Source organism: Megasphaera sp. DJF_B143, assembly GCF_900320625.1.
Classification (GTDB): Bacteria; Bacillota; Negativicutes; order Veillonellales; family Megasphaeraceae; genus Megasphaera; species Megasphaera hexanoica.
On sequence record NZ_ONTA01000174.1, the window covers coordinates 1 to 6,426 of the forward strand.

The 6,426-nt window shown below is 53.9% G+C and carries 5 protein-coding genes and 1 pseudogene; 5 read left to right on the top strand and 1 reads right to left on the bottom strand.

The genetic code is table 11. From position 1 onward, the window contains the following. Positions 1-545 (bottom strand): annotated as a pseudogene (locus DBO31_RS05275) (alpha/beta hydrolase); the annotation flags it as partial. A 229-nt stretch (positions 546-774) separates the two neighbouring features. Here DBO31_RS05275 and DBO31_RS05280 point away from each other — a divergent pair. The 5 genes from DBO31_RS05280 to ychF all read left to right on the top strand — a co-directional run. Beyond that, on the top strand, positions 775-1,911 hold the full coding sequence (locus DBO31_RS05280) for an efflux RND transporter periplasmic adaptor subunit (protein ID WP_150824615.1): 1,137 nt from the start codon (positions 775-777) through the stop codon (positions 1,909-1,911). A gap of 15 nt (positions 1,912-1,926) precedes the next feature. Beyond that, positions 1,927-2,631 (top strand): ABC transporter ATP-binding protein, encoded by a 705-nt coding sequence (locus DBO31_RS05285; protein ID WP_059076038.1) that lies wholly within the window; start codon positions 1,927-1,929, stop codon positions 2,629-2,631. Continuing rightward, positions 2,621-3,838, top strand: a complete 1,218-nt coding sequence (locus tag DBO31_RS05290; protein ID WP_150824616.1) for an ABC transporter permease — start codon at positions 2,621-2,623, stop codon at positions 3,836-3,838. Before DBO31_RS05285 ends, DBO31_RS05290 begins: the two co-directional genes overlap by 11 nt. Before the next feature lie 251 nt (positions 3,839-4,089). Continuing rightward, positions 4,090-5,331 carry an LL-diaminopimelate aminotransferase gene (locus DBO31_RS05295; protein ID WP_075581912.1) on the top strand — a complete coding sequence of 414 codons (1,242 nt, stop codon included), beginning with the start codon at positions 4,090-4,092 and terminating at the stop codon, positions 5,329-5,331. A gap of 25 nt (positions 5,332-5,356) precedes the next feature. After that, positions 5,357-6,426: redox-regulated ATPase YchF (ychF, locus tag DBO31_RS05300; protein WP_150824617.1), on the top strand; the 1,070-nt coding region annotated here is incomplete at its 3' end.

A 6,426-nucleotide genomic window follows, 5' to 3' on the forward strand; every position in this document is an offset into this window, starting at 1 on the left:
CCTGTATAGGTGCCATCGGCAGCCTGATTCGTCCGGCCTCTGGCACCGGGAGCCGCTACGACGCAGCCCCGTGCCAGGGCGGCCAGTATGGCGTTAGGACCGCCCTGCCGCTGATCGTATTCTGACGGCTGTCCTGCCTTGCCCGGCATATAACCGCCGACGGTATTGGGCAGGAATATGGGGGCCGTCTGCGCCGTATACCCATGGACGGATTTTCCTTCAAAGTATTCTTCCGGCACGTAGATATTCATGGACTGATATGTCGTATCGACGGGGTGTGCGACGTAGACTTTATTTTCATAGGCCCGGAACACGATGTGTTTCCCCTCGTACTGCATCGTATCGACAGCATAATCCGACACATCCAGATCCAGACTATAGGTCTGCTGCGATTGCTGCGTTGTCTGTTGTGTCTGTTGTGTCTGCTGTAATTGCTGCGTTGTCTGCTGTGCCGGAACGGCAGTGGTCCCGGTCGTATCGGCTGCATATACGGCCCCGGTGCACAACATCGCTGCCACCACGGCTGTCGTGAGTTGCTTCTTCATACCTATCCCTCCGGATATTTTATATATTGAGAATTATATTTAATTCGTTCCATGATGTAGTATACCATAGAAAAAAGACAGATTTGTCACAATTTTTAGTAATCTTTTCCATACAGCCTGTTCTGTCTTTTTTACTGCTTTTTTCTATGATATACTTAATAAAACATACAGTACCCCACGTATGTTTCCGTTATATCGTAACTCATTCCTATTTTCAAAAGGTGATCCCATGAAGCTGAATAAAAAAATCACAGCCGCCATCGCTGTCATTATCATTGCTGCCTGTGCCGGCGGCGGCTGGTATTACTACCAGACACAACAGAAGGCCCAGCAGGCAGCCGCCGTCGAAACGGCCCAGGTAGAACGCATGAATCTCACATCCAAAGTCTCTGCGACCGGTACGATCCGCCCTGTCGATTCTGTCGAAGTCTCACCGAAAATCACGGCCCGTATCAGTCAGGTCCTGGTCAAAGAAAACGATCAGGTCACAGCCGGCCAGACCGTAGCCACACTGGATGGCAAGGATTATCAGGCTAAATACGATCAGGCCCAGTATAAAGTCACCAATACGCGCCTCGACTACGAACGGTATAAGATGCTCTATGACCAGGGTGCCGGTACCAAACAGACACTGGATAATGCCGAATATGAATACAAAACGGCCCTTTCCAATCTGAGCGCCGCCGAATCGGATCTGGCAGAAACGACGATCACCGCCCCCATGAGCGGCGTCGTCGTCGGGGAACCCAAGCCAGCCGGTACCATGGCCGTACAGGGAAACAGCAACCCGACGGTCATCATGCGCATCGCCGATACGAGCAAAAAGCAGATCATGGCTAAAATAGATGAAACGGATATCGGCAATATCAAGGTCGGCCAGGATGCCACCTTCACCGTCGATACCTATACCAATCAGACTTTTACGGCTCACGTGTCCAAGATTTCCCAGACTGATACGAGCAATACGTGGGATACGAATGGCACGAGCACTTCATCTAGTTCGTCTTCTTCATCGGCCAGCGTCATTTATTACTATGTCACCCTCGACGTGGATGACCCCGATGACGTACTGCGCCTCGGCATGACCGCCCGGGTAGAAATCAACACGGCCGAAAAAGAGAATGCTCTGGTCGTCCCCATCGCCGCCCTCAAGACCAACGACAACGGATCCTACGTACTGCGCGTCAATACCAGCGGCCAGACCGAACAGGTTCCGGTCACGACGGGGATCTACAGCGATGAATACGTGGAAATCCTGTCGGGCCTTTCTGAAGGAGACAGCGTTTCCGTTTCCTATAATGCCCCATCCAAATCTTCTTCCCAGTCATCCAATTCCAACAGACGACAGGGACCGCCGCCCATGTAATCAGGAGGCATCACCATGAATCATGTCATTGAATTAACCGACATCAAAAAGATTTATCACATCGGCGGGGAAGATTTTGCCGCCCTGGCCGGCATTACCCTGAATATCGAAGAGGGGGAATTTGCCGCCCTCATGGGACCGTCGGGTTCCGGTAAATCGACACTCATGAATATCCTCGGCTGTCTCGACAGGCCGACGTCCGGCTCGTACCGGCTGGGCGGCAAAGAAGTAGCCAACCTGAGCGACGACGAACTGGCCTCCGTCCGCAACCAGCATATCGGCTTTGTCTTCCAGAATTTCAATCTCCTCTCCCGCATCTCCGCTCTCGACAACGTGGCCCTGCCCCTGGTCTACGCCGGCGTAGGCCACAAAGAACGGACCCAGCGGGCCATGGAAAAGTTAAAAGCAGTCGGCCTGGAAACCTGGGCTCATCATAAACCCAACGAACTCTCCGGCGGCCAGCGTCAGCGCGTCGCCATTGCCAGAGCACTGGTGAACAATCCCCATATCATCATGGCCGACGAACCGACAGGCAACCTCGATACGAAATCGACACGGGACATCATGGGTCTCTTCGAAGCCCTTCATGAAGAACACAAGACCATCATCCTGGTCACGCATGAACCGGAAATCGCCGCCTGTGCCAACCGGCAGCTCCTCTTGTGTGATGGCATGATTACCAAAGATGCCGGAAAGGGGGTCGTCATGGATGTTGTTTAGTGAAAGCGTACAGATTGCCATTACGGCTCTCCTGTCCAACAAGCTGCGCTCCATCCTGACCATGCTGAGCATCATCATTGGCGTCGGCGCCGTCATCGCCATGATTTCCATCGGCATGGGCGTGCGCCAGAACGTCACCAATTCCATTGCCAGCCTGGGCAGCAATATGCTCATCGTCACACCGGGCTCGACCAATAAAGGGGGCGTCCGATCGGCCGCCGGTTCCGGCCAGAAACTGAAATACGACGACGCCGAAGCCATCAAAAGGAAAATCAAAAATATTGACTATGTTTCGCCGACCGTCAACAGTTCCTATCAGGTCGTAAACGGCAATCAGAACTGGAACACCTCCGTATACGGCGTGACACCGGAATACCTCCACATCCGCTCTCTCAACGTCCAGAGCGGTTCCTTTATCACCAACAATGATTTGAAATCGCGCAACCGCGTTGCCGTCATCGGGACGACGGTCGCATCCAATCTGTTCGATACATCCAATCCCGTCGGCAAGACAATCCGCATCAACAACCAGCCTTACCGTATCATCGGCGTACTGGAAAGCAAGGGCCAGTCTTCCATGGGCCAGGACCAAGACGACATGGTCATCGTGCCTCTCACGACTGCTCAGGAACGTCTTCTGGGCATCACCTACGTGCGTTCCATCAATATCCAGGTCTCCCGCTCTGATAAAATCGAACAGGTGCAAAGTGAAGTGGAAACACTGCTGCGCCAGCGCCACCACATCACAGGGGACAAGGAAGATGACTTCACCGTCCGCAACCTGACCAGCCTCATGGAAACCATGACCAGCACGACGACTATGCTGACCCTGTTTCTGGGAAGCATTGCCGCTATCTCCCTTATCGTCGGTGGCATCGGCATCATGAACATCATGATGGTATCGGTCACAGAACGGACGCGGGAAATCGGCATCCGCAAGGCCCTGGGCGCCACCTTCCAGAATATCATGATGCAGTTCCTCATCGAATCGGTCGTCATCGGTGTCATCGGCGGCCTGCTGGGCATCGCCTGCGGCGTCGGCATCGCCCTTACCATTGCAAAAGCCGGACTCTTCCAGACGGTCATCACGGCGGCACCGATCATCATTTCCTTCAGCTTCTCCGTCGGCATCGGCCTGTTCTTCGGCATCTATCCGGCGCGGAAAGCTGCCCGCCTCGATCCCATCGAAGCCCTGCGCTACGAATAGTGAAGGAGAGTACGACGGCCCCGGCCTTAACCACGACGAACGCCAAGCAGCAAAGAGCGCTGCCACACGAAACAGAGATTTCTTTGTGTGGCAGCGTTTTTCATTGAACACTGAGACAAATTACAGTGATTTTAATTTCTCATCATCCGGAAGTACCCTCTGTCCTTTTCAAGCGATGGCGAATGTAGTACAATGAATAGTGTTGTATAGCCAATATATACTCATTATCGCATATAAAAGGAGGTCATTTTATGGCTCACGTAAATGAAAATTACTTAAAACTTCCTGGCAATTATCTCTTTGCTACCATTGCCAAAAAAGTTGCAGCCTATTCCAAGGCCCATCCCGACGCGGACATCATCCGTCTCGGTATCGGCGACGTAACCCGCCCGCTGGCTCCGGCCATCATCGAAGCGATGCATAAAGCTGTCGATGAAATGGGAAAAGCCGAAACGTTCCGCGGCTATGGTCCCGAACAAGGCTATGATTTTCTCCGTCAGGCCATCATTGACGGAGATTATAAAACGCGCGGCATCGACCTGGAACTGGACGAAGTCTTCGTCGGTGACGGTTCCAAGACCGACGTTGCCTGCATCCAGGAAATCTTTGGCAGCGACCTGACCTTTGCCGTAGCCGATCCGGTCTACCCCGTATACCTTGACTCCAACGTCATGTGCGGTCACACCGGTGTATACCATGCCGAAACAGGCAGATACGATGGCGTCGTCTATCTGCCCTGCACGCCGGAAAACGGCTTCAAAGCCCAGCCGCCGAAAGAAAAGGTCGATATTGTCTACCTCTGCAACCCGTCCAACCCGACCGGTACAGCCATGAGCAAAGAAGAACTGGAAAACTGGGTCCGGGCTGCTAAGGAAAACAATTTCGTCATCATCTACGATTCGGCCTATGAAACATATATTACCGAACCGGACGTTCCCCACAGCATTTTCGAAGTAGAAGGCGCCAAAGACGTGGCAATCGAACTGCGCTCTTACTCCAAGTGCGCCGGCTTCACCGGCACGCGCTGCTCCTACGTCGTCGTTCCCCATGCCTGCAAAGCCTATAAAGCCGACGGCACGGCAGTGGAACTGAATCCGCTCTGGAACCGCCGCCAGTGTACCTTCTTCAACGGCACACCGTACGTCGTACAGCGCGCAGCCGAAGCATACTACAGCCCGGAAGGCCAGAAACAGTGCCTGGCTGATGTCGATTACTACATGGAAAACGCCCATATCATCCGCGACGGCCTGACCGAAGCCGGCTACACCGTATATGGCGCGACCAACTCCCCTTATGCCTGGGTACAGACACCTAACGGCATGAAGAGCTGGGATTTCTTCGACCTCCTGCTGGAAAAAGCCCACGTCGTCACCACGCCGGGTTCCGGATTCGGCCCCCACGGTGAAGGCTACCTCCGCCTTACGGCATTCGGCACACGGGAAAACACTATCGCTGCCGTAAAACGCATTGCCGATCTGCACATCATAAAATAAGAAATAGAGAAAGGACTGCTCACTCATGAGTACCAATCTGGAAATAGGCATTGTCGGACTGCCGAACGTAGGCAAGAGCACCTTGTTCAATGCCATTACCAAAGCCGGCGCAGAAGCGGCTAATTATCCATTCTGCACGATTGAACCGAACGTCGGCGTCGTCGAAGTCCCGGATAACCGCATCCAGGTCCTGACCGACATGTACCATCCCAAACGCACCATTCCGGCCGTCACCCGTTTCGTCGATATTGCCGGCCTCGTCGCCGGGGCATCCAAAGGTGAAGGTCTGGGGAACAAATTCCTCAGCCACATCCGCGAAACCGATGCCATTGCCGAAGTTGTCCGCTGCTTTGAAGACAGCAATATCACCCACGTATCGGGTTCCATTGATCCTGTACGCGACGTCGATGTCATCAACACGGAACTGTGCCTGGCCGATATCGAAACGACACAGAAACGGGCCGACCGCATCGCCAAAGTCGCCCAGTGCGGCGATAAAACGGCCAAAGCCGAATACGACGTACTGAAAAAAGTGCTGGCCTGCCTGGAAAATGGCGAACCGGCCCGTAAGGCAGGGCTCACCAAGGATGAACTGCCACAGGTCCACGATCTCAACCTGCTGACGCTCAAGCCGATTCTCTATATCGCCAACGTGGGCGAAGACGAAGCATCGGATCCCGATTCCAATCCCCACGTACAGGCACTGCGGGCTTTTGCCGAAAAAGAAGGGTCGGAAGTCGTCGCCGTCTCTGCTAAAATCGAAGCGGAAATCGCCGAACTGCCCGATGATGAAGCCCAGGTCTTCCTGGAAGAACTGGGACTTCCCGAAGCCGGCCTCGATAAACTGATCAAAGCAAGCTACGCCATGCTGGGACTGATCAATTTCTTTACGGCCGGTGCCGACGAAGTCCGCGCCTGGACCATCGTCAAAGGCACGAAAGCCCAGAAAGCAGCCGGTAAGATCCATACCGATATCGAACGGGGCTTTATCCGCGCTGAAATCGTTTCCTACGATGACCTCATTGCCTGCGGCAGTGAACAGGCCGCCAAGGAAAAAGGCCTCGTCCGCCTGGAAGGCAAGGACTACGTCATGCA